General features: G+C 30.8%; 3 protein-coding genes. All 3 read right to left on the reverse strand.

The genetic code is table 11. The features are described 5' to 3' along the window. Positions 1-748, reverse strand: a 748-nt coding sequence (locus SOY52_RS10435; protein ID WP_320848893.1) for a hypothetical protein, incomplete at its 3' end; no start/stop codon positions are given. Between the two features lie 74 nt (positions 749-822). Further along, entirely contained in the window at positions 823-1,593 is a 771-nt protein-coding gene (locus SOY52_RS10440) for a response regulator (protein ID WP_320848894.1), read from the reverse strand. Next, the coding region (locus SOY52_RS10445; protein ID WP_320848895.1) for a sensor histidine kinase at positions 1,590-2,614 on the reverse strand (1,025 nt) is incomplete at its 5' end. The genes SOY52_RS10440 and SOY52_RS10445, both read right to left, overlap by 4 nt.

The raw sequence follows: 2,614 nt of genomic DNA on the forward strand, positions 1-2,614 counted from the left end.
CACTTAAGAATTTAATTCCAACTTTAATATCCTTATCATTATGATTATCCTTTACAAGTTCTGTGATAAGATTTGATTCAGGCTCATAGGTATAATCAATTTGAGGATCAACTTCTACTCTATATTTACCTATTGCTTTTGGGAATAAAGTGTCTTCAGTTGCGAAAGAGAACGATGTTTTACTTTCCCCAATAGCGCGAAAGATATCGGTTGCATTTATTCTCTTGACTATTTTTTTGTCTTTTGGAGTCTCACCTTCTTTTGGAGTCTCACCTTCTTTTGGAACAAAAATTACATCTTCAACATAGATATCAACTATTTTATCTTGTGAAACTGTTTTTCCTGACTCTGCTATAATAGATACTTCTACGTTTGCTTTTGTAATATTGGTATTATGTATTGTATCTTTTACTATCTTTTGCTGACTTTCCTCTTCATCTGCAGCAATTAAGTATACATAAATATCTGTTTTATCAGATGTAAGTTTAACAGGTTCAACAATAGTTGAATTACGTTTTGTAACTCTAATTAAATTATTAAAATTAAATTCTTTTTCATTACCTGATAGAATTGCTACATATAAATTACCGTATTTTTCTATTTCACTTATAGTATTACCTGTTTGAATATCAACCTTTACATTTACAGTTGATTCTGCTGGTTGATTACTTGAAGGGGTATTACCCTGACATGAAATAACCGAGAATACCATAAAAAATGCAAGTAGCATTAATAGTGTTCTTTTCATTAAGAATTCTCCTTTATCTAAGTTTTAGATAAAAGGAGGATAATAAGCTTAGAGTTGCAAAAGCGTTACATTTTTTATTTACTATTTTCTAAAAGACCATTTGTATCTTCAGCCCAGCTATATTGCATCATATATTCACCACGATATTCATTACCGATTCTATTGCCATTACACCAATTATAGTAATCACACTTAACTTTATCAGCTTTAATACCAAGCTTACCTCTCTGCTGGTTAAATACATCGCTTAACCCCTTTTCAGAGAATTTATCAATTAAATCCTTGCGAAGCGTTCTTAAATATATTTCATGGTTATCATATTCAAATAGGGCCACCATTATTTCATCATTAGTGCATAATGCTCCTTTACGATCAATAAGATATGCAAGAAGCTCTTTAGTTTTATTATACCTAAATTGAACAGGCTTAGAATCAATATAGACTTCAAAGTTACCAAAGCATTTAATAGTAATTCGACTTTCATCTTTAATTGGGTATCTAAGGTTTTCAAGTTCCTTTTTGACCTTTTCAACTGTAATAGGCTTTAAGATATATCCAGAAGCATGCAAATCAAATGCATCTCCACGATATTCAGAATACCCAGTAGAGAAAATAATATTAATATTTCTATCCTTTTCTTTTAATATTTTGGCAAGATTAACACCATTTAGGCCGCTCATTTCGATATCTAAAAAGGCACAATCACAAGTGTTAGTCTCTAGATAATCTAAAACATCCTCAGCATATTGAAAGCCAACTACCTCTGCATCTGGTTTACACTTTTCTACACATTCAATTAAGTTCTCGAGAGCAAGCTCTTCGTCATCTAATACAACGACTTTCATTTATTAATATCCTTTTTAGGCAGTGTTATTACAGCTTTAGTCCCTTCATTAATTATACTTGAAATAACAAAGCTACCATTTGCCATACTTTTAATTCTTTCTCTAACATTATTAATACCAATATGTACTTCTTTATCTAAATTGTAGCTATCAACATCAAAGCCTAATCCATTATCACTTACTTCAATGATAACAGAATCTTCATTTTCTTTAGTTGAGATAAATATAGTTCCCCCTCCTCTCTTTTTTGATAGTCCATGCTTAACAGCATTTTCAACTAAAGGTTGAAGTGATAGAGGAGGACACATAAAGGAAGTTGTTTGAATATCATAGCTAACACTAATGTTTTTAAACCTTATTTGTTCTAGAGCTAAATATGTTTTAGTATGATTTAATTCATCATCAAAAGGAATCATCTTCCTTTTTTCTATTGAAGACATATTATCTCTTAAATAGTCAGAGAAGGTACTAATTGCTTCTTGAGCTTTTTGAGTATCTTTGCCACAAAGGTAGTAAATTGAATTAAGTACATTATATAAAAAGTGTGGTCTTAATTGGCTTAACGCAATTGATATTCGGCTATTAGCAAGCTGTCTTTCTTTCTCTGCTAGCTGTATTTCCTTATCAGCTAATGCTTTTGTAATTTCTCCATGAAAGAGAATTAGAATTAGAATAAGTGAAAGTGTAGTAGAAAGGTATGTTGGTGTAGGCGTCCAATATGGAATTGTAAGCATTGACATAAATGGTAAGACAGAAAAAGAAAGCATTGTATAGAAGGCTTCCTTTGATAGTATCTTTTTATATTTATAAACTAGTAATAACTCAACTATTAGAGTAATGAAATCAAAGAAATTTACTATTCCATATGCCCAGCCATCACAATACCAGCCATCTTCATCAAAGAAGAAAAGCATCCCATTAAAAAGAGAAATCACAACCATGATTAAGAATGTTAAGTTGAATAATGCAAAGATGTTAGCATATCGCCATGAGACTTTTTCTTTCTCCCTTACAAAAGAAA

The sequence above is a fragment of the Bullifex sp. genome (genome assembly GCF_034103065.1).
Taxonomy (GTDB): Bacteria; Spirochaetota; Spirochaetia; order Sphaerochaetales; family Sphaerochaetaceae; genus Bullifex.